The sequence below is a fragment of the Saccharomonospora xinjiangensis XJ-54 genome, assembly GCF_000258175.1.
GTDB classification, from domain to species: domain Bacteria; phylum Actinomycetota; class Actinomycetes; order Mycobacteriales; family Pseudonocardiaceae; genus Saccharomonospora; species Saccharomonospora xinjiangensis.
In genome coordinates this window covers 289,252-315,692 of sequence record NZ_JH636049.1, presented here as the reverse complement: position 1 = coordinate 315,692, position 26,441 = coordinate 289,252, and the positions used below count along the sequence as shown (strand labels likewise).

Annotated in this window: 31 protein-coding genes; 11 read left to right on the top strand and 20 right to left on the bottom strand. The window is 70.7% G+C overall.

Annotated features, from left to right (window positions below; translation table 11 throughout):
• Nucleotides 1-121 precede the first annotated feature (121 nt).
• From SACXIDRAFT_RS00920 to SACXIDRAFT_RS00885, 8 genes are read left to right on the top strand one after another with little or no spacing between them, the layout of a single operon-like run.
• Nucleotides 122-946, top strand: coding sequence for a TIGR03084 family metal-binding protein (locus SACXIDRAFT_RS00920; protein ID WP_006236571.1), 825 nt, complete (start codon nt 122-124; stop codon nt 944-946).
• The gene (locus SACXIDRAFT_RS00915) at nt 943-2,628 is read left to right on the top strand and encodes an acyclic terpene utilization AtuA family protein (RefSeq protein ID WP_006236570.1); all 1,686 of its coding nucleotides are present in this window, start codon (nt 943-945) and stop codon (nt 2,626-2,628) included. The genes SACXIDRAFT_RS00920 and SACXIDRAFT_RS00915 overlap by 4 nt, the downstream gene beginning before the upstream one ends.
• Nucleotides 2,625-3,779: an acyl-CoA dehydrogenase family protein gene (locus SACXIDRAFT_RS00910; RefSeq protein WP_006236569.1), complete on the top strand. Its 1,155-nt coding sequence runs from the start codon at nt 2,625-2,627 to the stop codon at nt 3,777-3,779. Before SACXIDRAFT_RS00915 ends, SACXIDRAFT_RS00910 begins: the two co-directional genes overlap by 4 nt.
• Nucleotides 3,776-5,383 (top strand): acyl-CoA carboxylase subunit beta, encoded by a 1,608-nt coding sequence (locus tag SACXIDRAFT_RS00905; RefSeq protein ID WP_006236568.1) that lies wholly within the window; start codon nt 3,776-3,778, stop codon nt 5,381-5,383. The genes SACXIDRAFT_RS00910 and SACXIDRAFT_RS00905 overlap by 4 nt, the downstream gene beginning before the upstream one ends.
• Before the next feature lie 7 nt (nt 5,384-5,390).
• Nucleotides 5,391-7,469, top strand: a complete 2,079-nt coding sequence (locus SACXIDRAFT_RS00900; protein WP_006236567.1) for an ATP-binding protein — start codon at nt 5,391-5,393, stop codon at nt 7,467-7,469.
• Nucleotides 7,466-8,623 carry an acyl-CoA dehydrogenase family protein gene (locus tag SACXIDRAFT_RS00895; RefSeq protein ID WP_040921993.1) on the top strand — a complete coding sequence of 386 codons (1,158 nt, stop codon included), beginning with the start codon at nt 7,466-7,468 and terminating at the stop codon, nt 8,621-8,623. Before SACXIDRAFT_RS00900 ends, SACXIDRAFT_RS00895 begins: the two co-directional genes overlap by 4 nt.
• A 28-nt stretch (nt 8,624-8,651) precedes the next feature.
• Nucleotides 8,652-9,503: an SDR family oxidoreductase gene (locus tag SACXIDRAFT_RS00890; protein ID WP_006236565.1), complete on the top strand. Its 852-nt coding sequence runs from the start codon at nt 8,652-8,654 to the stop codon at nt 9,501-9,503.
• Complete coding sequence (locus tag SACXIDRAFT_RS00885) at nt 9,484-10,098, top strand: TetR/AcrR family transcriptional regulator (RefSeq protein WP_006236564.1); 615 nt, start codon at nt 9,484-9,486, stop codon at nt 10,096-10,098. Before SACXIDRAFT_RS00890 ends, SACXIDRAFT_RS00885 begins: the two co-directional genes overlap by 20 nt.
• A 166-nt stretch (nt 10,099-10,264) precedes the next feature.
• Here the strand turns inward: SACXIDRAFT_RS00885 and SACXIDRAFT_RS00880 are convergent, their stop codons facing one another.
• Nucleotides 10,265-11,089 carry a tetratricopeptide repeat protein gene (locus tag SACXIDRAFT_RS00880; protein WP_040921992.1) on the bottom strand — a complete coding sequence of 275 codons (825 nt, stop codon included), beginning with the start codon at nt 11,087-11,089 and terminating at the stop codon, nt 10,265-10,267.
• Between the two features lie 342 nt (nt 11,090-11,431).
• On the bottom strand, nt 11,432-12,055 hold the full coding sequence (locus SACXIDRAFT_RS00875; protein ID WP_006236562.1) for a TetR/AcrR family transcriptional regulator: 624 nt from the start codon (nt 12,053-12,055) through the stop codon (nt 11,432-11,434).
• A gap of 38 nt (nt 12,056-12,093) precedes the next feature.
• On the opposite strand from SACXIDRAFT_RS00875, the gene SACXIDRAFT_RS00870 reads away from it, so the two are divergent.
• Nucleotides 12,094-12,852, top strand: a complete 759-nt coding sequence (locus tag SACXIDRAFT_RS00870; RefSeq protein ID WP_006236561.1) for an SDR family oxidoreductase — start codon at nt 12,094-12,096, stop codon at nt 12,850-12,852.
• A complete protein-coding gene (locus SACXIDRAFT_RS00865; protein ID WP_006236560.1) occupies nt 12,849-13,634 on the top strand; it encodes an SDR family oxidoreductase in 786 nt (261 codons plus the stop codon). The genes SACXIDRAFT_RS00870 and SACXIDRAFT_RS00865 overlap by 4 nt, the downstream gene beginning before the upstream one ends.
• Before the next feature lie 20 nt (nt 13,635-13,654).
• Here SACXIDRAFT_RS00865 and SACXIDRAFT_RS21730 read toward each other — a convergent pair whose 3' ends face one another.
• The 8 genes from SACXIDRAFT_RS21730 to SACXIDRAFT_RS00825 all read right to left on the bottom strand — a co-directional run bounded on the left by SACXIDRAFT_RS21730 (nt 13,655) and on the right by SACXIDRAFT_RS00825 (nt 20,601).
• The gene (locus SACXIDRAFT_RS21730; protein ID WP_006236559.1) at nt 13,655-14,239 is read right to left on the bottom strand and encodes a GNAT family N-acetyltransferase; all 585 of its coding nucleotides are present in this window, start codon (nt 14,237-14,239) and stop codon (nt 13,655-13,657) included.
• A 154-nt stretch (nt 14,240-14,393) separates the two neighbouring features.
• Nucleotides 14,394-14,984 (bottom strand): TetR/AcrR family transcriptional regulator, encoded by a 591-nt coding sequence (locus tag SACXIDRAFT_RS00855; RefSeq protein WP_006236558.1) that lies wholly within the window; start codon nt 14,982-14,984, stop codon nt 14,394-14,396.
• 70 nt (nt 14,985-15,054) lie between these two features.
• Complete coding sequence (locus tag SACXIDRAFT_RS00850; protein ID WP_006236557.1) at nt 15,055-16,263, bottom strand: acyl-CoA dehydrogenase family protein; 1,209 nt, start codon at nt 16,261-16,263, stop codon at nt 15,055-15,057.
• The gene (locus SACXIDRAFT_RS00845) at nt 16,264-17,283 is read right to left on the bottom strand and encodes a phosphotransferase family protein (RefSeq protein ID WP_006236556.1); all 1,020 of its coding nucleotides are present in this window, start codon (nt 17,281-17,283) and stop codon (nt 16,264-16,266) included.
• A gap of 84 nt (nt 17,284-17,367) precedes the next feature.
• Entirely contained in the window at nt 17,368-17,829 is a 462-nt protein-coding gene (locus SACXIDRAFT_RS00840) for a MaoC family dehydratase (protein WP_006236555.1), read from the bottom strand.
• Entirely contained in the window at nt 17,826-18,587 is a 762-nt protein-coding gene (gene fabG, locus SACXIDRAFT_RS00835; RefSeq protein WP_006236554.1) for a 3-oxoacyl-ACP reductase FabG, read from the bottom strand. The genes SACXIDRAFT_RS00840 and fabG overlap by 4 nt, the downstream gene beginning before the upstream one ends.
• Before the next feature lie 122 nt (nt 18,588-18,709).
• A complete protein-coding gene (locus tag SACXIDRAFT_RS00830) occupies nt 18,710-19,399 on the bottom strand; it encodes a DUF998 domain-containing protein (RefSeq protein ID WP_006236553.1) in 690 nt (229 codons plus the stop codon).
• 68 nt (nt 19,400-19,467) lie between these two features.
• Nucleotides 19,468-20,601, bottom strand: a complete 1,134-nt coding sequence (locus SACXIDRAFT_RS00825; RefSeq protein ID WP_006236552.1) for a J domain-containing protein — start codon at nt 20,599-20,601, stop codon at nt 19,468-19,470.
• A 302-nt stretch (nt 20,602-20,903) separates the two neighbouring features.
• Between SACXIDRAFT_RS00825 and SACXIDRAFT_RS00820 the strand changes: the two genes are divergently transcribed.
• A complete protein-coding gene (locus SACXIDRAFT_RS00820; protein ID WP_006236551.1) occupies nt 20,904-21,686 on the top strand; it encodes a mechanosensitive ion channel family protein in 783 nt (260 codons plus the stop codon).
• A 119-nt stretch (nt 21,687-21,805) separates the two neighbouring features.
• Here the strand turns inward: SACXIDRAFT_RS00820 and SACXIDRAFT_RS00815 are convergent, their stop codons facing one another.
• The 10 genes from SACXIDRAFT_RS00815 to gvpJ form a co-directional block, all read right to left on the bottom strand.
• Nucleotides 21,806-22,168 (bottom strand): hypothetical protein, encoded by a 363-nt coding sequence (locus SACXIDRAFT_RS00815; protein WP_157599622.1) that lies wholly within the window; start codon nt 22,166-22,168, stop codon nt 21,806-21,808.
• A gap of 230 nt (nt 22,169-22,398) precedes the next feature.
• Nucleotides 22,399-22,779, bottom strand: a complete 381-nt coding sequence (locus SACXIDRAFT_RS00810) for a DUF6401 family natural product biosynthesis protein (protein ID WP_006236549.1) — start codon at nt 22,777-22,779, stop codon at nt 22,399-22,401.
• 22 nt (nt 22,780-22,801) lie between these two features.
• Nucleotides 22,802-23,116, bottom strand: coding sequence for a gas vesicle protein K (locus SACXIDRAFT_RS00805; RefSeq protein WP_006236548.1), 315 nt, complete (start codon nt 23,114-23,116; stop codon nt 22,802-22,804).
• A complete protein-coding gene (locus SACXIDRAFT_RS00800) occupies nt 23,113-23,364 on the bottom strand; it encodes a gas vesicle protein (protein ID WP_006236547.1) in 252 nt (83 codons plus the stop codon). The genes SACXIDRAFT_RS00805 and SACXIDRAFT_RS00800 overlap by 4 nt, the downstream gene beginning before the upstream one ends.
• On the bottom strand, nt 23,361-24,242 hold the full coding sequence (locus SACXIDRAFT_RS00795) for a GvpL/GvpF family gas vesicle protein (protein ID WP_006236546.1): 882 nt from the start codon (nt 24,240-24,242) through the stop codon (nt 23,361-23,363). Before SACXIDRAFT_RS00795 ends, SACXIDRAFT_RS00800 begins: the two co-directional genes overlap by 4 nt.
• On the bottom strand, nt 24,235-24,672 hold the full coding sequence (locus SACXIDRAFT_RS00790; protein ID WP_006236545.1) for a gas vesicle protein: 438 nt from the start codon (nt 24,670-24,672) through the stop codon (nt 24,235-24,237). Before SACXIDRAFT_RS00790 ends, SACXIDRAFT_RS00795 begins: the two co-directional genes overlap by 8 nt.
• Before the next feature lie 32 nt (nt 24,673-24,704).
• A complete protein-coding gene (gene gvpO, locus SACXIDRAFT_RS00785; protein WP_006236544.1) occupies nt 24,705-24,974 on the bottom strand; it encodes a gas vesicle protein GvpO in 270 nt (89 codons plus the stop codon).
• Between the two features lie 5 nt (nt 24,975-24,979).
• Nucleotides 24,980-25,234 carry a gas vesicle protein GvpG gene (locus SACXIDRAFT_RS00780; protein ID WP_040922362.1) on the bottom strand — a complete coding sequence of 85 codons (255 nt, stop codon included), beginning with the start codon at nt 25,232-25,234 and terminating at the stop codon, nt 24,980-24,982.
• Nucleotides 25,235-25,266: 32 nt separating this feature from the next.
• Nucleotides 25,267-26,070 (bottom strand): GvpL/GvpF family gas vesicle protein, encoded by an 804-nt coding sequence (locus SACXIDRAFT_RS00775; protein WP_006236542.1) that lies wholly within the window; start codon nt 26,068-26,070, stop codon nt 25,267-25,269.
• On the bottom strand, nt 26,071-26,439 hold the full coding sequence (gvpJ, locus tag SACXIDRAFT_RS00770; RefSeq protein ID WP_006236541.1) for a gas vesicle protein GvpJ: 369 nt from the start codon (nt 26,437-26,439) through the stop codon (nt 26,071-26,073).
• Between the last annotated feature and the right edge of the window lie 2 nt (nt 26,440-26,441).

Sequence of the window (26,441 nt, the reverse complement as noted above, 5' to 3'; positions counted from 1 at the left end):
ACAGACTGTGCGGGGGACGACAGGATAAAACAATCAGTCGTGCTTGCTTTTTCTGTAGTCGGGCTGCCAGGCTGAGGGTGTCGGCAGGGCGGCGCCGAAGCTGCCCGGGAGGAGGTGAGGTGTGGCGGACACCGACACGGCCGGAACCGTCGGCGCTGTTGTCGCGGTTCTGCGGGACCTGGAGGCCGAGAGCGAGGAGGTCGATGCCCTCGTGGCCGACCTCGACCCCGCGCGCTGGGCGCTGCCGACGCCCGCGAGGGGATGGACCATCGCGCACCAGATCGCGCATCTGGCCTGGACCGACGACAAGGCGCTCGTCGCCGCCACCGAGCCGGGACGGTTCGAGGACGAGATCGCTTCCGCGCTGGCCGCGGGCGAGAGCTACGTGGACGAGGGCGCGGCCGAGGGCGCGGCGCTGCCGCCCGGCCGGCTGCTCGGCACCTGGCGGCGTCGGCGGGGGCAGCTCACCGACGCGCTGCGAGCGCTGCCGGAGGGCGCCCGCCTTCCGTGGTTCGGCCCGCCGATGAGCGCGGCGTCGATGGCCTCGGCGCGGCTGATGGAGACCTGGGCGCACGGCCAGGACATCGCCGACGCCCTTGGTGTGCGCCGTGTTCCGACAGCCAGGCTGTGGCACGTGGCCCGGCTCGGGGTGCGCACCCGCGACTTCGCCTTCGCCGTGCGGGGCCTGACACCTCCAGCCGGGGAGTTCCGGGTGGAACTCACCGGACCGGACGGCGCAACCTGGGCGTTCGGCCCGGCTGACGCGGCCCAGCGGATCACCGGAAGCGCCCACCACTTCTGCCTGCTGGTCACCCAGCGGACCCACAGGGCCGACACCGACCTGCGCGCCGACGGCGAGCACGCCACGACGTGGCTGGAGATCGCGCAGGCGTTCGCGGGACCGCCGGGGCCTGGCAGACCGCGCGCGGAAGGGGGACCGTCGTGATCCGGATCGGCAACGCCTCCGGCTTCTACGGCGACCGGTTCTCGGCCGTGCGGGACATGCTCACCGGAGGGCCTCTCGACGTGCTCACCGGCGACTACCTGGCCGAACTCACGATGCTGATCCTCGGCAGGGACCGGTTGAAGGACCCGCGACGCGGTTACGCCACCACGTTCCTGCGGCAGCTGGAGGAGTGCCTCGGGCTGGCCGTCGATGCCGGTGTGACGGTGGTGACCAACGCGGGCGGCCTCAATCCCGCGGGACTCGCCGACGCGGTGCGGCGGCTCGCGGATCGCGCCGGGATCGGCGTGACGGTGGCCCACGTCGAGGGCGACGACCTGATCGCCAGGGCGGGCGAACTCGGCCTCGGCACACCGGTGACCGCCAACGCCTACCTCGGCGCGTTCGGCATCGCCGAGTGTCTCAAGGCGGGGGCGGACGTCGTGGTGACGGGGCGGGTCACGGATGCCTCGCTGGTCGCCGGTCCGGCTGCGGCCCACTTCGGCTGGACGCCGGAGGATCACGACGCGCTCGCCGGTGCCGTGGTCGCGGGGCACGTGCTGGAGTGCGGGGCACAGGCCACAGGCGGCAACTATCCGTTCTTCACCGAGCACCGCCGCGACGTTCCAGGCTTCCCGATCGCGGAGATCGAAGCGGACGGGTCGAGCACCATCACCAAGCACGACGGCACCGGGGGCACCGTCACGGTCGGCACGGTGACGGCACAACTGCTGTACGAGATCGCGGGGCCCCGGTACGCGGGACCCGACGTCACGGCACGCTTCGACAGCATCCGGCTCCACCAGGTAGGACCGGACCGGGTCCGCGTGTCCGGGGTGCGGGGAGAACCGCCGCCACCCCGGCTGAAGGTGGGCCGCACGAGCCTCGGCGGTTACCGCAACGAGGTCACGTTCGTCCTCACCGGACTGAACATCGAGGCCAAGGCGGAGTGGGTGCGGGCGCAGTTCATCGACGCGCTGCGCGAGCGGCTGCCCCGCTCGGTGCGCTGGACGCTGGCCCGCACCGACCACGCCGACGCCGACACCGAGGAGGAGGCGAGTGCGTTGCTGCGCTGCGCGGTCGCCGACGAGGACCCCGACGTGGTGGGGCGCGCGTTCAGCGGCGCGGCCGTCGAGCTGGGCCTGTCGAGCTATCCCGGTTTCCATCTCACCGCGCCACCGGCGAAAGCGGCTCCCTACGGCGTGTTCTCCGACGCGTTCGTGGGCGCGTCCACCGTTCCGCACGTCGCCGTGTTGCCCGACGGCACCAGGGTGGACATCGCCCCGCCTGAGGCGACCAAGGAACTCACCGAGGTGGCCGAGCCCGCGCTGCCGCCACCGCCGCCCCCTGGCCCGGCCCGGCGCGTGCCGCTGGGGACGATCGCCGGTGCCCGCAGCGGCGACAAGGGCGGTAGCGCGAACATCGGCGTGTGGGTGCGCTCGCCCGAGGCGTGGTCGTGGCTCGCCCACACGCTCACCGTCGAGGCGGTGCGGTCGCTGCTTCCGGAGACGGCGGACCAACCCATGCGCAGGTTTCTGTTGCCGAACCTGTGGGCGGTCAACCTCGTCGTCGAGGACATTCTCGGCGAGGGCGTGGCGTCGCGGGCCCGGTTCGATCCGCAGGGCAAGGCGCTGGGCGAGTGGCTGCGCAGCCGCCTCATCGACGTCCCGGAGGTGCTGCTGTGAGCCGGTCCGATCCGTTCGGCACGCCCGAACGCCGCGAGCTGCGCAGGACGGTGCGACGCTTCGTGACCACCGAGGTGCTGCCGCACCTGGACGACTGGGAGCGTGACGGCGAGCTGCCGCGTTCGCTGCACCGCACGGCGGCGGAGGCCGGGCTGCTCGGCGTGTCCTTCCCCGACAGCGTCGGCGGGTCCGGCGGCGACGTGCTCGACGTCGTGACGATCATCGAGGAGGCGCACTACGCCGGAGCCTCGGGCGGCGTCATCGCGGCCCTGTTCACCGGCGGCATCGCCCTGCCGCACCTCGTCGAGGCAGGGGACGAGGGCCAGATCGACCGGTGGGTGCGGCCCACGCTGGCCGGGCGCACCATCGGGGCGCTCGCGATCACCGAACCGGACGGCGGCTCGGACGTCGCGGCACTGCGCACCACAGCCGTGCGCGACGGCGACCACTACGTCGTCAACGGCGCGAAGACGTTCATCACCTCAGGTTGCCGCGCCGATTTCGTCACCACGGCCGTGCGCACCGGAGGGCCTGGCGCCGGTGGTCTGTCGCTGGTCGTGATCGAGAAAGGCACGCCGGGCTTCACCGTCGGCCGCAGGCTGGAGAAGATGGGCTGGCACTGCTCCGACACGGCCGAACTGTCGTTCACGGATGTGCGGGTTCCGGTCGCCAACCGGGTCGGCGCCGAGAACAGCGCCTTCGCCCAGCTCGCCACGCAGTTCGTCACCGAACGCCTCACGCTCGCCGTGCAGGCGTACGCGACGGCGCAGCGCGCGCTGGAGACGACCGTCGAGTGGTGCCGCCTCAGGGAGACGTTCGGCAGGCCGTTGATCTCGCGGCAGAGCGTGCAGCACACGCTGACGGAGATGGCCCGCCGCATCGACGTCGCCCGCTCCTACGTGCGCGAGGTCGCCGTGCGGTACGCGGCGGGCGAGGACGTCGTCGCGCAGACGTGCTTCGCCAAGAACACGGCCGTCGAGGCGGGAACCTGGGTGGTGGACAGGGCAGTTCAGCTCCACGGCGGACTCGGCTACCTCCGTGAGTCCGAAGTGGAGCGCCATTATCGGGACGTGCGCATCCTCGGCATCGGGGGCGGGACCTCGGAGATCATGACGCAGCTGGCGGCGAAACGACTGGGATACGCCTCATGACGATTCTCACCTCAACAGTGGACACCAAAGACCCTGGTCACCTCGCCAACCGCGACGCGATGCTCGCCAAACTCGCCCAGATCGAGGCCGAGCACGCCAAGGCCGTCGCGGGCGGGGGAGCCAAGTACGTCGAGCGGCACCGCAAGCGCGGCAAGCTGCTCGTGCGTGAGCGCGTCGAACTGCTCCTCGACCCCGACTCGCCGTTTCTCGAACTCTCCCCGCTGGCGGGCTGGGGCAGCGACTACCCGGTCGGCGCCAGCGTGGTGACCGGGATCGGTGTCGTCGAGGGCGTCGAGTGCGTCATCGTCGGCAACGACCCCACGGTGCGCGGCGGCTCCAGCAATCCCTGGACGGTCCGCAAGATCTTCCGCGCGTGCGACATCGCGCTGGAGAACCGGCTTCCCGTGATCAACCTCGTCGAGTCGGGTGGCGCGGACCTGCCGAGCCAAAAGGAGATCTTCATTCCGGGCGGGCGGCTGTTCCGCGACCTCACCCGGCTGTCAGCGGCCGGGATTCCCACGATCGCGCTCGTGTTCGGCAACTCGACGGCCGGAGGCGCGTACGTGCCGGGGATGTCCGACCACGTCGTGATGGTGGAGGGCCGTTCCAAGGTCTTCCTCGGCGGCCCACCGCTGGTGAGGATGGCCACGGGGGAGATCTCCGACGACGAGTCGCTCGGCGGCGCGGCCATGCACGCGCGCACCTCCGGCCTCGCTGACCACCTCGCGCGGGACGAGGCCGACGCCATCCGCATCGGCAGGGACATCGTGAGGCGGCTCGGCTGGCGCAAACGCGGCCCCGAACCCGCCGCGTCGCTCCCCCCGCGCTACGACCCCGAGGAACTGCTCGGCATCGTGCCCGATGACCTCAAGGTGCCGTTCGACCCGAGGGACGTGCTCGCCAGAGTGGTGGACGACTCGGACTTCGACGAGGTCAAGCCGCGTTACGGCACCAGCCTCGTCACGGGCTGGGCGAGGATCCACGGCTATCCCGTCGGCGTGCTCGCCAACGCCAGAGGTGTGCTGTTCAGCGAGGAGTCGCAGAAGGCGGCCCAGTTCATCCAGCTCGCCAACCAGACCGGCACCCCGCTGGTGTTCCTCCACAACACCACGGGCTACATGGTCGGCAAGGACTACGAGCAGGGCGGCATCATCAAGCACGGCGCCATGATGATCAACGCCGTGTCGAACAGCAGGGTTCCGCACCTGTCCGTCCTCATGGGAGCGTCCTACGGCGCGGGCCACTACGGCATGTGCGGGCGCGCCTACGATCCGCGGTTCCTGTTCGCGTGGCCGAGCGCGAAATCGGCCGTGATGGGACCCGCGCAGCTCGCCGGGGTGCTGTCCATCGTGGCGCGCGACGCGGCTCGGGCACGTGGCCAGGTCTACGACGAGGACGGCGACGCGGCGCTGCGGGCGGCCGTCGAGGCGCAGGTGGAGGCCGAGTCGCTGCCGATGTTCCTCTCCGGCCGTCTCTACGACGACGGCGTGATCGACCCGAGGGACACGCGCACGGTGCTCGGGCTGTGCCTTTCGGCCGTGCACTCCCAGACCGTTCAGGGTGCCTCGTTCGACGGCACCGGCTTCGGCGTCTTCCGGATGTGAGGTTGTCGTGATCACGAACCTGCTGGTGGCCAACCGGGGCGAGATCGCGTTGCGGATCGTCAGCACGTGCCGTGAGTGGGGCGTCGGCACGGTCGCGGTGTACTCCGACCCTGACGAGGGCGCCCCGCACGTCGCCGCCGCCGACGCGGCCGTCCACCTGCCGGGGGCCGCGCCCTCGGACACCTACCTGCGGGTGGATGCGGTCGTGTCGGCCGCGCTGGCGGCGGGAGCCGACGCCGTCCATCCCGGGTACGGGTTCCTGTCCGAGAACGCCGAGTTCGCCCGCGCGGTGCTCGACGCGGGCCTGGTGTGGGTGGGCCCGGCACCGGAGTGCATCGCGCTCATGGGCTCGAAGATCGAGTCCAAGCGCGTCGTGGCCGCAGCGGGTGTGCCCGTGCTCGACGAACTCGACCCGGAGAATCTCACCGGTGACGAGTTTCCCGTGCTGGTGAAGGCGTCGGCAGGCGGGGGCGGCAGGGGCATGCGCGTGGTCCGCCGCCGCGCTGAGATCGCGGAGGCGCTGGCGGCGGCGAGGGCCGAGGCGGCGTCGGCGTTCGGGGACGCGGCCGTGTTCTGCGAGCGCTACCTCGAACGCGGACGGCACATCGAGGTGCAGGTGCTGGCCGACACCCACGGCACCGTGTGGGCCGTCGGCGAGCGCGAGTGCTCCATCCAGCGCAGGCACCAGAAGGTGGTGGAGGAGGCACCGTCCGGTGTGGACGAGACGCTGCGGCAGCGGTTGTTCGACGCCGCGAGGGCGGTGTGCCGGGCCGTCGGCTACGTCGGCGCAGGCACCGTCGAGTTCCTCGTCACCGACGGCGGCGGCGATGGCGATGGCGAGGACGGCGAGTTCTTCTTCCTGGAGATGAACACGCGCCTTCAGGTGGAGCACCCCGTCACCGAGTGCGTCACCGGCCTCGACCTGGTGGCGTGGCAGTTGCGCATCGCCGAGGGCAGTCCCCTCCACGGTGAACCCCCTCGCCCTCGCGGGCACGCGATCGAGGCCCGCCTCTACGCCGAGGACCCCCGCGCGGGCTGGCGTCCGTGCGGCGGGACGCTGCACCGGTTCGAGGTCGGGAACGTACGGGCGGAGTTCACGGTGCCGGACCGCCACGGTATCCGGCTCGACAGCGGGGTCGCCGACGGAACCGTGGTGAGCACGCACTACGACCCGATGCTGGCCAAGGTCATCGCCTGGGGGCCCGACCGGACGTCGGCGGCGAGGATGCTCGCCGGTGCGCTCACCTCGGCGCGCGTGCACGGCCCGGTCACCAATCGCGACCTGCTGGTGGCGGTGCTGCGCCACCCCGATTTCCTGGCGGGCGACACCCACACCGACTTCCTCACCCGCCACGCCCGCGATCTCCTCGCCACCGGCCCCGATGAGGACGCCGTGCGGTTGTCGGCGCTGGCCGCCGCACTCGCCGACGCCGAGTACAACCGCTCGCGGGCCCGGGCGCTGGCGGCCCTGCCACCGGCATGGCGCAACGTGTCATCGGCCCCGCAAGCGAAGACCTACCGGCACGGTGGGGACGAGCACACCGTCCGCTACACCGCGACCCGGTCCGGCCTGGCGCCGGTGGACGACCCCGGTGTCACCGTGGCCGCCGTGACACCGGAGCATGTCGTGTTGTGCCGGGACGGCGTGCGCCGCACGTTCCGGGTGGCCCGCTATCCGGGGCAGGTCGTCGTGGACTCCCCGCTGGGCTCGGTCTCCCTGACCCCCGCGCCCCGCTTCGCCGGCCACCATGCGGAACTCGCCGACGGATCACTCGTGGCGCCCATGCCCGGCACGGTCTCCCGCCTCGCCGTGTCGGTCGGCGACGCGGTGCGGGCGGGACAGCCACTGCTGTGGCTGGAGGCGATGAAGATGGAACACCAGATCGCGGCGCCGGCCGACGGTGTCGTCACCGCACTCGCCGTCACCGAGGGCGTGCAGGTGGAGCAGGACACCGTCCTGGCCGTGGTCACCCAGGCCGAGACCGGCGGGACCGGCGAGGCAGAGGCGACCGGCGAGGCAGGCGAGTCCGGACAACGACAGTCCGGTGACGGCACCGGTGCGAGGACAGCGAAGGAGTCGGCGTGATGTTCACCGAATCGCCCGAGCGCAGGGCGCTGCGCGAGGCCGTCGCCGAGCTGGCCGCGAAGTACGGCCACGAGTACTACCTGGCGAAGGCCCGAAGCGGCGAGCACACCAGTGAACTCTGGGACGAGGCGGGCAGACTCGGCTACCTCGGCGTGTCGGTACCCGAGGAATACGGCGGAGGGGGAGCGGGCATCGGTGAGCTCGCCGCCGTGTGTGAGGAGTTCTGCGCGGCGGGCACGCCGATGCTGCTCATGGTCGTGTCACCGGCGATCTGCGCCACGGTCATCGCCCGGTTCGGCACCGAAGAGCAGAAGGCGCGCTGGCTTCCCGGATTCGCCACAGGGGCCGTGCGGATGTCCTTCGCCATCACCGAACCCGACGCCGGGTCGAACGCCCACCGGATCACTACAACGGCCCGCCGCGACGGCGATGATTGGGTCCTGAATGGACGCAAGGTGTTCATCTCCGGAGTGGACGAGGCCGACGCCGTCCTCGTGGTGGGCCGCACGGAGGACGCCCGCACCGGCAGGCTCAAACCGGCGCTGTTCGTCGTGCCGACCGCGACGCCGGGCTTCGAGTACAGGGCGATCCCGATGGATCTGGTGTCGGCCGACAAGCAGTTCGAACTCCTGCTCGACGACGTGCGCCTGCCCGCCGACGCGCTCGTGGGGGAGGAGGACGCCGCCATCGCCCAGCTGTTCGCAGGCCTGAACCCGGAACGGATCATGGGGGCGTCGTTCTCCACTGGCATCGCGCGGTACGCGCTCGGCAAGGCCGTCGGCTACGCGCGGCAGCGCAGCGTGTTCGGCGTGCCCATCGGATCACATCAGGGGCTCGCGCACCCGCTGGCCGAGGTGAAGATCGAACTGGAGCTGGCGAGACTCATGACCCAGAAGGCCGCGGCCGTCTACGACTCCGGCGACGACGCCGCGGCGGGTGAGGCCGCCAACATGGCGAAGTACGCCGGAGCCGAGGTGGCCGTGCGCGCCGTTGACCAGGCCGTGCAGGTGCACGGCGGCAACGGACTGGCCTCCGAGTACGGTCTTGGCACGATGCTGGCAGCGGTGCGCGTCGGCAGGATCGCCCCCGTGAGCAGGGAGATGATCCTGAATTTCGTGGCCCAGCACAGTCTCGGACTGCCCAAGTCCTACTGAAACCGCGACACCAAGCAAGGAGCTGTTCGTGAACGACCTTTCAGGCAAGACCATCATCATGTCCGGAGGTAGCAGGGGCATCGGCGAGGCCATCGCCGTGCGCGCGGCGCGCGACGGTGCCAACGTGGCGCTGCTCGCCAAGACCTCCGAACCACACCCGAAACTGCCCGGCACCATCCACACGGCCGCGAAGGCCATCGAGGACGCCGGAGGCCACGCACTGCCGATCGTGGGCGACATCCGCGACGACGAGACCGTGGAGCGGGCTGTCGAGCGCACCGTCGAGCAGTTCGGCGGCATCGACATCGTGGTGAACAACGCCAGCGCCATCGACCTCACGCCCTCCGAGGTCATCCCGATGAAGCGCTACGACCTCATGCAGGACATCAATGCGCGCGGGTCGTTCCTGCTGTCGCGCACCGCGATCCCGCACCTGCGCCGTTCGGACAACCCGCACATCCTCACGCTGTCGCCGCCGATCCGGCTCGAGGAGAAGTGGTTCACCGGCGGCCACCTCGCCTACAGCATCGCGAAGTACTCGATGAGCCTGGTCACGGTGGGGCTCGCGGCGGAGTTGAAGGACGCCGGGGTCGCTGTGAACTCGCTGTGGCCGCGCACCACCATCGACACCGCCGCCATCCGCAACGTGGTCGGCTCGGAGCTCACAAGCCGATCACGCACACCGGAGATCATGGCCGACGCGGCGTACGCGGTGCTCACGAAACCGAGCCGGACGCTCACGGGCCGGTTCCTCATCGACGACGAGGTGCTGGCAGCCGAGGGGGTCACCGACTTCTCCCGCTACCGACTCGCCGAACGCGAGGAGGACCTGCAACTCGACTTCTGGGTCGAGCCGGCCGATGACACCGACGGTGCGTGAACCCCGGCAGGAGCGCAGCCGGACGACCCGGAGGCGGCTCGTGGGCGCCGCCGTGGACTGCCTGGCCGAACTCGGCTGGGCAGGGACCACGGTGGGCGTCGTCGCCGAGCGGGCAGGCGTGTCGCGGGGCGCGGCGCAGCACCACTTCCCGACGAGGGAGGATCTCGTGGTGGCCACCGTCGAGTTCCTCGCGGGGGAGCAGATCGCGGAACTGCGGGAGCGTGCCGAGACGTTGCCCAGGGGTAAGAGCCGCGCCGAGCCGGTGGCCCGCATGTTGCTGAACCTCTACACCGGGCCGAAGTTCCGGGCGGCGCTGCACCTGTGGGTGGCGGCCTCCGGAGACGACGCGCTGCGCAGGGCACTCACCCCGCTGGAAGCGAAGGTGGGCAGGGAGGCGCACCGGGTGGCCCTCGATCTGCTCGACGCCGACGAGTCGCGACCGGGTGTGCGCGAGACCGTGCAGGCCACCCTCGACCTCGCGCGTGGCCTCGGGCTGGCCGACCTGCTCAGCGACGACTCCAAACGCCGGGAGCGGCTCGTGCGCCAGTGGGCGAAAACCCTGGAACCCATCGTCGGGGAGGGCGGCAGGGCCTGAGGCTTGCCGGACGGACCCCGTGGCCAGGTGCTTCGGGGACCGTTTCGCTCGGTGTGGAGCAAGGCGGCCCGCCCGCCGAGGCGCGGGCACGTCCCCCGAGGCAGGGGTCCGCGGACCATTTCTCAGCGGCCGTTGCTCGGGTCCCGCTCGCCTCGCACGACTCCGATCAGGGACTCCGCGGCGGCCGGCTGGCCGGCGAGCCGGCCTGCCTCGCGTATCCGGTCCTCCGGTAGTGCGGCGCTCGTCGCCAGCTCGATAGCTTCATGAATCCCGTTGCCGTCACCGTGGTCGAACATGGTGAAGTACCAGCGCAACGTCTGAACCGGATCGGGCGCGGTGCCGAACCCGTCGCGGTACCAGCAGCCCGCCGCGTACATTGCCCCGGTGTGCGCTCGTGCGCGGCCCACAGGTACCAGTTCAGCGCCTCCGCGTCCCGGTCCATCGAGGAGAGCCGGTCGCCGAGCACGGCACCGGCTTCGACGAGACCCTGTCCCGCGGCCCGTGCCAGCAGGCGCAGGGATTCGTCGGCGTCGTCGGTGTGCTGGGCGAGGTTGAAGGTCCCGTAATCGTCCCCGCTCTCGGCGGCCGGCCGGAACAGTCCGGCCGCGGCGACGGGATCCGGCTCGACGCCGATGCCTTCGACGAGCAGGTAGCCGTAGGTGCGCTGGCCTGCCGGGTTCCCGGCCTCGGCCGACGCCTCGGCGTACGTCACGGCCAGTGGCAACGCCGATTCGTCGAAGTACTCCAGCAGAATCCCGGCCAGCAGGGCGGCGGCTTCCGCCGATCCGGCGTCGGCCGACAAGCGGAGCTCGACGGCGGCACGGGTCGCCCGCTCCGCGCCCTCCAGGCTGCCTCGCATGGCGGCCTGGACCCAGGCGTGGGCCGCGGCGATCCAGTCCCCAGCCTCGGCGGCTGACCGGCCCCGGCCCAAGAGGTCCGGCACCGAGGCCGGCATCGGCGCACCCGCCGGCGGTTCGATGATCTCGCTCATTCCCGGCACCCTACGGTCCTGGGGGCCGCGGCCATCGGACCGGCCGTGCCGCCGAGCGCGGCACGCACGATCCTCGGGTCGGGATGTACAACGGACCCGGCCGGACTCAGGCCGAGGTGCTTACCAATCCCTGTGTCATCGACTTGGGACAACTTCGTCACCGAAACAATGGCAAGCTCGCGCCCCTGCGGGGAGCGAAGCCGGCGCGGCGTGGAAGTGCTGCCGGTGTCAGCGACAGTCCTGCAAGGGGTGGCGCGTCAGCTGAGCAAGCGCTTAGTATGTCGCTGGCCGACGGGAGGACATGCCCGCCGGATGATGGCGGGAGGTGCGTGTGCGACGCGGTCAGCTCGGCCGGGCCGGATCGGCGCCCAGCATGCGCAACGCGAGGTCGCCGTACTCCCGCCCCAGTGCGGTGGGGGACATGCGGGAGCGGTCGGTGTACCAGCGCGCGACGTCCACGCCCAGCGAGAGCACCGCGCGAGCGGCGGTCATCGGGTCCGACACGGTGAAGTCGCCGGATTTCGCCCCCGCGACCACGAGATCGTGCACGATGTGCTCGATGCCGCGGCGCAATTCGGCCACGACGCGGTACTCCTTCTCCGGCAGCGCGCCGAGTTCGTACTGCACGACTCGCGCCACCGTGTGGCGCCGCGCGTGCCAGGCCACGAACCTTTCCACGATCGCGCGCATCGCCTCGACCGGCGTTCCGGCGGATTCCGCCGCGTTGCGGACGAGGTCGAGCGCCTGCTGGTGTCCGCTGCGGCTGATCGCGAACAGCAATGCGGCCTTCGAGGGGAAGTGCACGTACAGCGCGGCGGGACTCATGCCCGCGTTGGTCGCGATGTCGCGGGTGGTGGTGGCGTGGTAGCCGCGCTCGGCGAAGGACTCGACCCCGGCCAGCATCAGGCGGCGGGCCGCGTCCGGTTGGACATCCGGCCACAGCTCGGCCGACAGCGACATCGTCATGCCCGAATTGTAAGCGAGCGCTTAGCTGGAGGAGGAGAATGGCTGTGGACGGTCTGAAGAACCGGGTCGCCATTGTGACAGGGGCCAGCAGGGGAATCGGCTTCGGGGTCGCGAGGGCGCTGGTCGAGGCAGGAGCGAAAGTCACGATCACCGCCCGCAAGCCGGACCCCCTTGCCGACGCGGTCGAGAACCTCGGAGGTGCCGACGTCGCTCTCGGGGTGCCGGGCAAGGCCGACGACGCGGGCCACCAGGACGAGGCGGTGCGGCGCACCGTCGAGACGTTCGGCCGCATCGACTTCCTCGTCAACAACACCGGCATCAACCCCGTCTACGGGCCGATCCTCGACGTGGAGCCCGAGGCGGCAGCGAAGACCTTCGGTGTCAACGTGCTGTCGCCGCTGGCGTGGACGCGGAAGGTGCGCGACGCGTGGATGGGCGAGCACGGCGGCGCGATCGTCAACGTGTCGTCGATCGCGGGCCTTCGCACGTCGCCGGGCATCGGCATGTACGGCGTGAGCAAGGCGGCGCTGATCCGCCTTACCACCGAACTCGCACAGGAGCTGGCACCCGCCATCAGGGTCAACGCCGTGGCGCCTGCCGTGGTGAAGACCTCGTTCGCCACAGCCCTCTACGCCGACAAGGAAGACGAGGTCGCCGCCGCCTACCCGATGAAACGGCTCGGTGTTCCGTCCGATGTGGCCGGTGTGGTCACGTTCCTGCTCTCGGAGCAGGCGGCGTGGATCACCGGGCAGACGCTCGTCGTCGATGGCGGTGTCACGCTCGGCGGTGGGCTGTGACCGCAGAACTCGACGGTGCCCGCGTCGTCGTCACCGGAGGGGGCCGGGGCATCGGCGCGGCGCTGGCGGTCCAGCTGGCCGCCGAGGGCGCGCGCGTGGTGGTGTCCGATCTCGACGGTGACGCCGCGTCGGAGGTCGCCGCGCGGATCGGCGGTCTCGCCGTGGCCGGTGACGCGGCGTCGGAGGAGGGCGTGCGCGCGCTGGTCGCCGCCGCGCGGGCACACCTGAGAGAGATCGACCTCTTCTGCGCCAACGCGGGAATCGCGTTCGCCGGTGGTCCCGACGCAGCCGAGGAGCAATGGGCGCGGGCGTGGGAGGTCAACGTCATGGCCCACGTGCGCGCGGCGCGGGAGTTGCTGCCGCGCTGGCTGGAGCGGGGAAGCGGGCACTTCCTGGCTACCGTGTCGGCGGCAGGACTGCTCACCAGCCTCGGATCCGCGCCCTACTCCGTGACCAAACACGCCTCGCTCGCCTTCGCCGAATGGCTGTCGGTGACCTACCGGCACCGGGGCATCCGCGTGCAGGCGATCTGCCCGCAAGGGGTGCGCACGGACATGCTCGCCGATGCGGGACGGATGGGGGCCGCTCTGCTGGAACCCGGTGCCCTCGAACCCGAGCAGGTCGCCGAGGTCACCGTCGAGGGTCTCCGCGACGGCCGGTTCCTCATCCTGCCGCACCCCGAGGTCGCCGAGTTCTACGCGCGCCGCGCCACCCGCACCGAGCGCTGGCTCGCCGGGATGAACGCACTCCAGCGCGAGCTGGACGCCACGTCGTCGCAGTGATCCTCGCCCGCGCCGGGGCCTCATCGCACCGCGACGCACCGCCGGAGTCCGCCCGGCACGCGAGCCGGGGCGAGGTGGGACGCGGACAGCAGGGGCGCCAGCGGCAGCCGGTAGAGCAGGCAGTCCTCGTCCACCGAGCCCACCGCCCCCGGCCAGAGCCGGGTGAGCGCATGCCGGGCGGGTTCGTTGCCGGGAAGGACGGAGGCGCGGAACTCGCCGATCCCACGCGGCAAAGCCCGCTCGGCGAGGGCGGTGACCAGCGTCCGGCCGAGGCCCCGGTTCTGCCAGGCGTCCACGACGAGCACGCCGATCTCGGCCGTGCCGGGTTCCGTCCGCACGGCCTGCGCGAGTCCCACGACCAGATGGTCGGCCACGGCCACCACGGCGTCCTGGCGGTCGTGGTCAACCTGGGCGAGTTGCCGGAGCAGGGCGGCGGGGATGGCAGGCGTTCCCGCGAAGAACCGCTGATACAGCGAGCGGGCGGACAGGTGATGCGACATCGCGCGGATGCCGGGGAGATCGGTGCTGTCGAACTCGCGGATCGTGACGGCATCCGCAATAACACGAACGGTCGTGCTTTTTTCTGGGGAGAGAAGGTCGGTCATCATTCGGTGCCTTTCGGTGGGGGGCGGGTCACCGGCTGTGGTGCCGGAAGGCGTCAGATTCAGGGCAGGGGCGGCGCTCGGGCCTTGTGGGACCGTCCGCGCCGCCGGTGTCGGCCGGGGGCGTCGGCGTTTATCGGCGTTTGTCGGTGTCGGGTCAGCGTCGCGCGGCGTCGAGGAGCCGCTCGAACGCCGTGCGGGCGCGGTGCTCGGCGAGCGGGTCGCGCAGCAGTCTCTCGGCATGCAGGTAGGCGAGCAGGATTCCGTGCAGGTCCTGCGCGAACTGCTCGGGATCGGCGTCGGTGTGGAAGTGGCCCTCGGCGATGCCCGTGCGGAAGATCTGCGCGACCGAGTCCATCAGATCCCGCTCGTCGGCCACGAGCTGGTCACGCACAGGTCCCGGCTGGTCGTCGAACTCGGTGGCCGCCGTGGTGAAGACGCAGCCGCCGGGCAGCACGTCGCCGCGGACCCAGGGAAGCCAGTGTTCGAACAGCGTCCTGACCCGCGTCTCGCCGCGTGGAGCCGCGAGCGCGGGTTTGACGACGATGTCCACGAATCGGGCGCGTGCGTGCCGCAGCACCTCCAGTTGCAGGGCTTCCTTCGACCGGAAGTGGGCGAACAGCCCGCTCTTGGACAGCTCGGTTCTCGTGGCGAGCGTGCCGATGGTCAGAGCTTGGAGGCCGACCTCGCTGGCGAGTTCGCTCGCCGTGTCGAGGATCGACCGCTTGGTGCTCTCGCCCTTACCCATGCCGCAGTTATAGCACGACCGTTCGTTTCTAGCCAAGGTGTTCCGGTGAAGGGCCGCTTCCGGAACACCGTCACCGGTACTTCGCCAGCTCCCTCCTGGCGAGGGAGCGCTTGTGCACCTCGTCGGGTCCGTCGGCGAGGCGGAGCGTGCGCACACCCGCCCACAGCGACGCCAGGGGGAAGTCCTGACTCACGCCACCCGCGCCGTGCAGCTGGACGGCCTTGTCGAGAACCCACTCCACCGTGCTCGGTGTGGCGATCTTGATGGCCTGGATCTCGGTGTGCGCGCCCTTGTTGCCCACGGTGTCCATGAGCCACGCGGTTTTGAGCACGAGCTGCCGGAGCTGCTCGACCCGCACGCGGGACTCGGCGATCCAGTCCTGCACCACACCCTGCTCGCCGAGCGGTCTGCCGAACGCCACCCGCGACAGCGCCCTGCGGCACATCAGCTCGATGGCCCGCTCGGCCATGCCGATGGCCCGCATGCAGTGGTGGATCCGGCCGGGGCCGAGTCGGGCCTGCGCGATGGCGAACCCGTCACCCTCCCCGCCGACGAGGTTCTCCACCGGCACCCGGACGCGGTCGAAGACGATCTCGGCGTGGCCGCCGGACTCCTCGTCGCCGTAGCCGAACACCGTCATCGCGCGCTTCACCTCGACGCCAGGGGTGTCGCGGGGGACGATGACCATGCTCTGCTGCCGGTGCGGTTCGGCGCCGGGGTCGGTCTTGCCCATCACGATGAACACGCGGCAGCGCGGGTTCATGGCGCCGGAGATGAACCACTTCCGCCCGGTGATGACGTACTCGTCGCCGTCGCGTTCGATGCGCGTGGCGATGTTGCGGGCGTCGGACGAGGCGACGTCGGGTTCGGTCATGGCGAACGCCGACCGGATCTCCCCGGCCAGCAGCGGCTCAAGCCACCGGTGCTGCTGCTCGGGCGTGCCGAACTCCGACAGCAGTTCCATGTTGCCCGTGTCCGGCGCGGCACAGTTGGTGGCGATCGGCGCGAGGTGGGGGCTGCGGCCCGTGATCTCGGCGAGCGGTGCGTACTGGAGGTTGGTCAGTCCCGCGCCGCGGTCGCCGGGCAGGAACAGGTTCCACAATCCCTGTTCCCTGGCCTTCGTCTTCAGTTCCTCGACGACGGGGAGCGTGTCCCACGGGTCACCGGCGGTGGCCACCTGCTCGGCGAGCACGGCCTCGGCGGGGTAGACGTGCTCGTCGAGAAACGCCAGCAGCCGTCTGCGGTGGTCCTCGGTCACGGCGTCGTATGCGAAGTCCATTCAGTCCTCCTCCAACACGGCGTTGCCGCGTGCCACCAGCGGCGCGACGCTCGCGCCGATGCGGTCGAATCCCTCGCCGACGGTCTTGCCCTGGCTGTGGCGGAAGTGGATGCCCTCCAGGATCACGGCGAGCTTGAAGAACGCGAACCCGAGATACCAGGCCATCGCGGAGATGTCCCTCCCCGACGTGGCCGTGTAGCGGGTGATGAGGTCGCGCACCGGGGGGAATCCCGGCGCGGTGGCGACGCTGCTGATCTCGTCGCCCAGCGCCTCGCCCTCCGTGTAGGCGACGAGCAGGGCGATGTCGGTGAGCGGATCACCGAGGGTGGACATCTCCCAGTCCAGCACCGCGGCGACCCGGTCGTCGGCGCCGATGAGCAGGTTGTCGAGCCGGTAGTCACCGTGCACGATCGCGGGCTCCTGCGACGTGGGCAGACGGGCCGACAGCCGCTCGCGCAGCGTGTCGATTCCGGGGATGTCGCGGCTGCGGGACGCATCGAGCTGCCGTCCCCATCGCCGCACCTGCCGTTCGAGGTAGCCCTCCGGCCTGCCGAACCCGGCAAGGCCCACCGAGGCGTAGTCCACCGCGTGCAGCTCGGACAGCGTGTCGATCATGGCCTCGGCGATGAGCCGCGTGCGCTCACACCCGAGTGCTTCGAGCTGGTCGCGGCGCCGGTAGGGCGTGCCCTCGATGTAGTCCATGACGTAGAACGGTGCGCCGAGCACCGATTCGTCCGTGCACAGCAGCACCGTCGGCGGCACGGGCACCGGGGTCGGCCCGAGCGCGCTGATGACGGTGTGCTCGCGGCCCATGTCGTGTGCGGTGGGCAGGACGTGACCGAGCGGAGGGCGGCGGAGAACCCACCGGTTCTCGCCGTCGCCGACGACGTAGGTGAGATTCGACCGGCCGCCCTCGATGAGCCGCGCGCGCAACGGCCCCGTGACGAGGCCGGGCCGCTCGGCGTCCAGGTGTGCGCGCAGCCTGGCGAGGTCGAGTCCCGGCGGGTTCTCCTGATCCATGGTGTCTCCTCGTGGTGGCGGGCGTGCCGGGCCTGCCGTGCCGGACAGTGGCAGGCCCGGAACATCCGCTCTCGACTGGCGGGACTACGGCACGAGCAGCCCGACGGTCTCGGCGACGCACGCGGGCTTCTCGGCGTTCTCGATCTCGATCGTCCAGCGGACGACGGCCTGGGTGCCCTGGGGTCCCGGCGTGACGGAGACCAGCTCGGCGTGGCCCCTGATCCGCGAACCGACCGTCACCGGCTGCGGGAACCGCACCTTGTTGAGGCCGTAGTTGACGCCCATGCTCAAGCTCTCGATGCGGTAGACCTCGCCGATGAACCGGGGAATCAGCGACAGCGTCAGGTAACCGTGGGCGATCGGCGCCCCGAACGGCCCTTCGGCGGCCCTGGCGAGATCGACGTGAATCCACTGATGGTCGCCTGTGGCGTCGGCGAAGAGGTTCACCTGCTCCTGCGTGATCTCGTGCCACGGCCCCGTGCCCAGCGGTTCACCCACCGCGGCGGCGAAGGCGTCGATGTCGGGGAACACCCGGGGCCCGCTCATGCCTTCGGCCCGCCCGCGACGTAGATGACCTGCCCCGACACGAACGACGCGTCGTCGCTGACCAGGAACGACACCACACCCGCGATGTCGGAGGGCTGACCGACCCTGCGGACGGGGATCTCCGCGGCGGCGGCCTTCTTGAACTCCTCGAACGGCACGCCGACCCGCTCGGCCGTCGCCGCCGTCATCTCGGTCTCGATGAAACCGGGGGCGATCGCGTTGACGGTGACGCCGAACTTGCCCAGCTCGATGGCGAGCGTCTTCGTGAAGCCCTGGAGACCTGCCTTGGCCGTGGCGTAGTTGGCCTGCCCCCTGTTACCGAGCGCGGAGGTGCTGGAGAGGTTGACGATGCGGCCCCAGTTCTGCTGTGTCATGTGCTTCTGCGCGGCGCGGCTCATCAAGAACGACCCCCGCAGGTGCACGTTCATGACCGAGTCCCAATCGGATTCGGTCATCTTGAACAGCAGGTTGTCCCGCGTGATGCCCGCGTTGTTCACCAGCACCGTCGGCGCGCCGAGCCGCTCGGCCACGGTGTTCACGGCGGCGTCAACGGCGTCGGCGTCGGACACGTCAACACTGACGCCGATCGCGCGTCCACCGGCCTCGGTGATCGCCTCGGCGCGCGCGTCCACGGCGTCGGCAGCCAGGTCGAGCAGGGCGACGGAGAACCCGTCGGAGGCCAGCCGCGCGGCGACGGCGGCGCCGATGCCACGCCCTGCGCCCGTGACGATCGCGACGCGGGAGGGAGAGTCGGTCACAGCGTTTCCTCCTGTTCGGAAAGCCCGGGGCGGTCGTCAGTGCGGCCCCTGCGTGCTTCCGCCGCAGGATGCGCCGGCTCGGCCGCGTCCGGGTTCCTTCGATTGAGTCGGTAAGCGTGCGCTTAGTACCGTACCAGCGTGGCGGCGGAATCGGGACCACGATCGGGCGCGCGCAGCAGCCCGGGAACCAGTGACAGCACGGCCGTCACCTCCGTGGCCGCGAGAAGCCGTTCGACGAGCCCGAGCGGGATCGACCGCCACCACGGCTCACCACCGGAGAGCATCACCAGTACGGCCCCGACGATGACCACGAGCCACGCCAGCGACGCCACCGACAGCACCCGGGCGGCGGCCCGCAGCCGCGACGAGGGGCCGAACACGGCATTCGCCGCCGACCACACGGCCAGCGGCAGGCACACGAAGGCGACCATGCTGGCATAGCGGTGGATCGCGCCCTCCACGCTCGGCCCCACCGACCAGTCCGTCTTGCGGAACACCACGACCGCCACGAGCCCGAGCGTCCACAGCGCACCGAACGCCGTGCAGGCGGACACCGCGCGAACCTGACCCCGCGCCGCGGGCAGGGTGAAGACCACCGCCGACCCGAACGCCACCAGCAGCACGGACAGGTCGAAGAGCGCTTTGCCGGGGCCGTGGGCGTACTCGCTGATCGTGCGCCGCACCGGGTCCACGTCCGCACTCGACGGCAGCAGGTGCAGCACGACCATCACGACGGCTCCGCCCAGCAACGCCGCCAGTGCCGCCACGGGCGCGATGGCGTGACTTCGAGGTGTACTGCCGCTGTGCGTCATGCTGGTTCCTCCGGTGCGGGCTGGGACGACAGGCCGGGCTGCCGGTCACGCGGCCTGGCGAGATCGCGTCAGGTCCTCGCCGAGGGGGAGTGGCCGACGACCTGGCCCAGCACGGTGCGGAACACCTGGCGATCCACGGTGACGGGCTCGGCGGCCAGCCAGTCGCCCAGCAGCCGCACGAACTGCTCCGGCGTCATCGGTGCCGGGTCGTCGAAGTCGAGGAGATCGTCGAGGTCCGGTTCGTCGGCGGTGATCTCGCCGTCCCTGCTCGGGTACATGACCAGCGCGGCACACACCTCCACCTCGGGAAGGAGGCTGCGGAAGGCGGCGAGTCCGGTGGGCAACTGGGTTCCTCCGCCCCGGAACGTGCGGCCGTTGCGGGTGATGGTGCCGTCGTCGGCGAGGCCGTAGTGGCCGGGCAGCCACGACTTCGACTCCACCAGCACGAGCCTTCGCCCGCACAGCACGGCGTGGTCGATGTCGGCGAACACTGAGCCGGGCCAGGCGAGACCGTGGAAGATGCGCACGCCGGGAAGCCGGGTCAGGTAGCGCTCGAAGACCTCGGCGGTGAGCCGCTCCGCCACCTCGTCGTCCTCGGAACCCGGCTCCCCGAACACGATCCGGTCGCCGAACTCGCCGCGGAACGAGCGCACGGCCCGCAGCGACTCCAGGTGCCTGCGGACCAGCAGCACCATGGCCGCCGCGGCCGACACCACCAGCAGCGCCCACACCGCCGTCAGCCACACCGAGAACGCGAAGGGCACCACCAGCGGCAGGGGCAGGATCATCGCCCCGAGCAGCGCGCCGCCCGCCGTGGCATGGCCGGGAGAGCCGGGGTGGGCGTAGTGGACCCGCGAAGCACCCTCCACGAGGTCCCACCACGGCAGGTCGCGCACGTCGATCGCGGGCGCCGTCGGCACGAAGTCCGGGTCCTCGCCGAACCGGCGCGGTGCTGCCCTGCGGGCGGCGCGGGTCTCGGCGGCGAGCGCCATGGACGGCCGCCTGCCCCCACGGTCGTAGGCGGCCCGCAGCATCGGGTCGGCCAGCGTCTCGTAGGCCTGGCGCAGCAACTGGAAGTCCTCGGCGGACCCTCCGGCGTCCGGATGCCTCCTCCGCGCGAGTGACCGGTAGGCCGATTTGATCCGCGCGGTCGAGGCGTCGCGCTCGACACCCAGCACTGCGTAGTAATCGACCTCGGCCACCGTCACCTCCGCTCGCGGGCGCTCACACTATGGCGTGCCCCACCGGGACGGTGACGACGACCTGTGGGTCCGTGGTCACGGATCGTGTGCTATTGATGGACTTTTCGGTGTCGCGTCCCGATTGTTCACACCACTGAGGGGTGTGGTGGCCACCAATGGGCGTCTACGGGTCGTGAGTGCCTGGTCCGATCCCGGGTAATCCCCCACAGCCGACGAACGGTGTGGCCCGGCGTCGAGATCCGAGTGGCCCTGCGCGTGACGAGGTAAAGACCGGCCGGCCACGGGAAAGGATGTGAATACCGATGAACATCACGGAATCGTTCAACGACGCGCTTCGGTCGGTCATCACCTTCCTGCCGAAGTTCGCCGCGTTCCTCGTCATCCTGCTCATCGGGTGGCTGGTCGCGAAGGGCCTGCGCAAACTGGTCGATGTCGTGCTGGAGCGACTGAACTTCGACAGGGCCGTCGAACGCGGCGGTATCCAGCGCGCGCTGGCCAGGTCGAAATACGACGCGAGCAGTCTCGTGGCGGCCATTGTGTTCTACGCGGTGCTGCTGATCGCGTTGCAGATCGCGTTCGGCGTCTTCGGGCCCAACCCGGTGAGTTCGATGCTCGCGGCGATCGTCGCGTGGCTGCCGAGGGCCATCGTGGCGATCGTGATCGTCGTCGTGGTCACCGCCATCGCCAGCGCCGTCAAGGACATCATGAGCAGCGCGCTGGGCGGGCTGAGCTACGGCAGGGCGCTCGCCACGGCAGCGCAGGTGGTCATCATCGGTCTCGGGGTGATCGCCGCGCTCAACCAGATCGGCATCGCCACCTCGGTGACCACCCCGGTGTTGATCGCGGTGCTCGCGACGGTCGGCGCCATCCTCGCCATCGGCGTCGGCGGCGGTTTGATGCGGCCGATGCAGCAGCGGTGGGACCGCTGGCTCAACAGGGCCGAGGAGGAGATGCCGAACGCCAGGGCGCAGGCGGAGGCCTACCAGCGGGGCAGGGAGGACGTGGCGAGGACGCAGGAGGCGCAGACCGAGCCCATCCAGACCCCGGAGGAGCAGTCGCGCACCGCGCACCCGCCCAATCCCTGAGCCGAACGGGGTGACGACGCCGGACGCTTTCGCGGGCGCCCGGCGTCGCCGTGTTCGTCGTCGAGGTGCCCGGCGTGCGTGCTGCGCGGCGACCAGTGTTGCCGAGCCAACTCGCAGAGCTACAGCGCCCGGCGAAGCCGGTTCATCTCGTGAGCGTGGTCGGCCATCGCACCGACCATCCGGCCCATCGCCGCGCCGTGGTCGTACAGCGCGCCCCGCAGCCTGCTCATCGCCGCGGTGTGGCTGTCCAGCTCCTCGGCGTGCTGTCGCGTCTGGTCGTGCCCGTGGCGCAGCTCGCAGTAGATCGCCTGCAACAACAGCAATTGGGCCTCGGCAAGACGCTCGGTCCGCGTGCGTTCCGCCGGGTCCCCCGCGCGTTCCTCCTCGTCCTCGGCCATGAACTGGCACACGAGGTCGTACAGGACATCGCCGCGCTCGCGATCGCTCAGGGTGTCGTTGGTCTGCTCACCGGTTTCTGCCACAGCACTCACAGTAGCGAGCAGCACCGACGCGCGGGCCGGCTTCGGCCGGGAACTTTCGACAACTGAAGCGGCGCTGCCGGCCAGCAGCCTGCACGCTCGGAGAGAAGCACAAGCCCCGGATGACCCCGAGGTCAGGGGTCATCCGGGGCTGTCCGTGCGCCACCGTACGAGGTCACGGGGCACACGATGAGGTGCGCCCCAGATGTCGCCGAGAAGATCGGGGCGTGCGCTCAGGTGAACAGCAGCGGGTCGATGTCGGGGACGTCGCCTGCGGGGGAGGAGTCGGTGAGGGCGCAGACGGCGAGCAGCCGCAGCACGATCCAGTTCGTGGTGGACTCCACGCTCGCCGTGGTGTGGGATTCCGGCGTCCAACCCGCCTCGGCGGCGGCGTCGAGTACGCCCTGCGCGTAGGCGGCGAGTTCCACGACGCCTGCCGTGCCGCCTTCGGAGGTCAGGATGTCACGCACCGCGGCGGCGTGCTGATCGATCTCCGCGAGCCGTGCCGGGTCGAGCGCGGTCGTGCTCACCCCTGCCGAGGCGAGCCTTCCGGCGAGGACGTCGAGATCACGCCTGGCGTAATCGGCCTGCCGTGCGCCTGACAACCAACCCATGGCGCGACAGCATAGAAAAGGCTCACGAGTCGCCGAGCAGAGGGCCGAGCGGGCCCAGATCGATGTTGAGGTCCTCGGGGTCGAGCCCGAAGTGCTCGCGGAGTTCCTCCATGCGCTCTTCCAGCTTCATCAGGGTCAGACCGATGCGCTCCACCTGCTCATCGGTCAGATCGCCCTCGTCAACACGGCGCAGCGCCTGCCGCTCCATGAGCTGGCGCAGCAGCTCGATGATGGTCAGGACCAGACTCGCCAGCCCCTGTTCGACCGACTCGGGATCGGAGTCGATGCGTTCGGCGAGCGGGTTGCGGTGGCCGGGGTCACGGGTGGGGTCGGTCACGGTCGCTCTCCTCGTTCCAGTGTGCTCACCGAGGTGATCAGGGCTCGTAACGACACGTGCACGAGATCGACGTCGGCGATGGACAACGTGATCTCCCCGGTGAGCACCACGCCTCCCGCCAGAACGCGGTCGAGCAGATCAACGAGGGCGATCCTGCGTTCGGGCGCGGCTGCGGAGAGTTCGGCCGAGTCCTTCGCAGAGCCGAGGAGGTCGAAATCGGAGGTGCCGGGCCGCTCTGGTCCGGTCACGGGTGCTCCGCCTGTTTTGGGGCCTGTTTTGGGGCCTGTCTTGGGGCCCGTTCCGCGGCCTGCCCCACGGCGGCGAACGAGTAAGGCGGCCACGGCCCGGTCAGCTCGACCCGCACAGCGTCGTGTTCGGCGTCGAGTTCCCTGACCAGCTCGGCGAACGCCGCGGCCCGGTCGTCGTCCACCAGGTACGCGCCGTTGAGCACCATGTGCGCGCGCTCACCGGACAGTTTCGGGTCCTGCGGGGGATGGCGGCGATCGGCCACCGCCGCCCCGGCGAGCCGGGCATGCAGGCGCTCGGCGTGTTCGGCCGCGACCCGTTCGCCGGTTTCCCGCGCCGAGAGGGCGGCCTTGCGGCGCCGCAGGTACGCCGCACCGGCACCGCCAGACGAAGACTCCCCCGAAGCCGGGGTGGACACCGCCGATCCGGCAGGCGCGGCGAGCCGCCCAGGGTCGGTGTACACCTTGACGCCCCACTCGGTTCGGCCCGTGAGCGCGTTCAGGGTGGTGACGAACTCGGCCCGATTCCGGGTGACGAGGTCACGCACCCGGTCCTCATCGAAGGACACCGTGGCCAGCCGCAGCGGCACCGCGGCCGTCGCGGCGGCGGACACGGCCGCCACGATGGCGTCGTGCGCCCGCGCGGTGGCGGAGAGCCAGTCGAGGTCCTCCAGGTTGCGCCGCAGAGCCTGCTCACCGAACTCGTCCAGTGACACCGGGCTGACGACGGCGACCAGTTCCTCCCGCGTGTCCTCGTCGCGCACCCGGACGTCCCGCACGGGTGCGCCCGCGACGCCACGAAGATCCTCCAGCGGCGCGGGATCGAATCCACTCGCCACCGCGTACAGCCACAGGCCGGTGGGCGTCGGGTGTTCACTCATCGCGTTCCTCCGCGACGGCCTCGGCGTCGATCACGTCCTCGGCGTTGGGGGCGCCCGCCTCGACCTGCCCTGCCCGGGAACCCGCCTCCAGCGCCTCGATCCGCCTGCGCAGTTCGCGGTTCTCCCGCTCCAGCGCACTCTGCCTGCTGCCGCCTTCGACGCTGTGGCCGGTGCTCGTCCCGGTGAGCCACGGGTCGTTCTCCCACCAGTTGATGCCGACCTCCTTCGCCGTCTCCAGCGACGCCACCACCAGCCGGAGCTTGATCGTGAGGAGTTCGATGTCCAGCAGGTTCACCTGGATGTCGCCCGCGATGACAAGGCCCTTGTCGAGAACCCGTTCGAGGATGTCGCCGAGGTTGCCCGGCTGGTGGCTCGCCGCCGAGCCGGTCGAGGACGTCAGTGCCGAACCGGGGCGCCCTGATGCGGTCATGTACTACTGCCTTCCCTCGCGTGCCGCGTCGTTCATTCGGTGCGACCCCGCGCGTAGCGGCGGATCCTGCGGTAGGACACCAGCTCGCCGACCGCGTCGAGATCCACCTCGTACAGTCCGAGGATGTTGGCCGTCGAAGGGACCCGGCTCTCCTCGACGACCTCCACCTCCGCGGCCCAGCCCTCGTCCGTCGGACTCAGCGAGGTGACGCCGAGAGGTTGCCGCCGGGTGAGCCGTTCGATGGCCTCCAGTGCGAGTTCGGCGGCCTCCGCGGCACCCACCTCGTCGAGGTCCTGTGGCATGACCGTCACCCTCCTCCGGTGGTCGCGTCACCGCCGTCGTGGCCGGTGAGCCGCCCGAGTGCCCTCTGCTGGATCTCCGCCTCCTCCTCGGCAGTGATCTCGCCCTGTGCACGGGCCTCCTCGGCGGCTTCCAGCTCACGGCGCACCGACGCGGGGTCGTAGAGTTCGCGGTCCACCTGCTCGCGGATCACCTCGGCCAGTGACACCACACCGCGCACCGGCGCCAGCGGCAGCCCGAGAATCGCCGTCACGAGCCCCACGTCGGTGCCTCCTTTCTCCATCCCGGACGACCTCAGCCGCCCGGCCGTGTCGTGCGGACGAAGTCGTACGGCGCGAGCGGGCCCATCAGCCGCAGTTCCACCCGCTCGCCCCACTTCTTCGCCAGATCACCCGCCACGCGCTCCAGGTCGGGCTGGGCCGACACCTCCGCGAGGCAGGCCACGTAGACGGCGTCGCGTTCGTGCGTGGCCTCGCGCGGGGCGACGTCGATGTCCAGCTCCTCCAGTGCCTCGATCGCGGTGCGGGTGTCGGCCTCGCGCTTGGCCGCGATGGTGTTCGCGATCAGCTCTCCCAGCGCGAGACGTTCGTTGCGCGTGGCCTCCTCCGGTGCGTCCCGGATCGCGTCGCGCAAGCGCTGCGCCTCCGAGCTCTCCTGAAGGATCTCGGCGAGGATCGCGCGCTCGTCGTAGCGGCCCTTGAGGATGTACTGCGCCTTGCCCTCCAGTTCGCCGAGTGCGGCGGCGAACTCGTCGTGATGCTCGGCGAGCAGTTCGCCGGTCACCGCGTCGCGGTCGGTGACCACCGCGCCGAACCGCAGCGGCAGCACGGGCACCTCGCTCGCGGAGGCGTCCAGGATGCGGGCGTGCGCGGCGAGGTCGTCGGGCGTGCCGAGCGGGCGGTCCGCGTCGATCTCGCTGACGAGCGCGGCGATGTCTCCGTGCCGCACCGTCTCGATCGGGCTCGACGGGTCGCCGATGCCTTTCACCTCCGCGTCGGTCTCCACGTCGGCCGGCACGATGCCGTAGACGTAGATCGCGGTTTCGGGCTCGGTGTTCTCGTCACCCTGATCCGTCCGCTGGGTCGCTGTCCGCGCCATCTAGGACTTCCTCCCCTCGGTCTCGGTCTCCCCGAGTACGTCACGCAACTTGTCCCCCGCCGCTTCGAGGGCGCCCTTGGTTCGCGACTTCGCGGCCCCCGAGTTCATGTCCTCGATGAGTTCGGGCAAGCCCTTCTTGTCGTCGTCGGCCACCTGGAGGCGGTTCGTCGCCTCGGCGAATCGCAGATAGGTGTCCACACTGGCCACGACGATCCGCGCGTCCACGGTGAGGAGTTCGATCCCGACCAGTGACACGCGCACGTAGGCGTCGATCACCAGTCCCTTGTCGAGGATCGTGTCGATGACGTCGGCGAGACCGGACGGCGAAGGGCCTCCGCCGCCTCCGGTTGCGGCAACTGCTGTGGTCACGC